The 268-nt window shown below is 45.9% G+C and carries 1 rRNA gene; it reads left to right on the top strand.

The features are described 5' to 3' along the window. Nucleotides 1-268, top strand: a 23S ribosomal RNA gene (locus tag HC175_RS23775); the annotation flags it as partial.

The raw sequence follows: 268 nt of genomic DNA, 5'->3' as shown, positions 1-268 counted from the left end.
TGCTTAGACAGCTAGGATGTTGGCTTGGAAGCAGCCATTCATTTAAAGAGTGCGTAACAGCTCACTAGTCGAGCGGTTCGGCATGGATAATAATCGGGCATAAACATACTACCGAAGCTATGGATTTACAACATAAGTTGTGAGTGGTAGGGGAGCATTGTAACAGCGTAGAAGGTGTACTGCGAGGTATGCTGGAGCGGTTACAAAAGAAAATGTAGGCATAAGTAACGATAATGCGGGCGAGAAACCCGCACACCGAAAGACTAAG

The sequence above is a fragment of the Salinimicrobium oceani genome (genome assembly GCF_012037645.1).
This window is presented reverse-complemented; position numbering and strand designations above follow the sequence as displayed.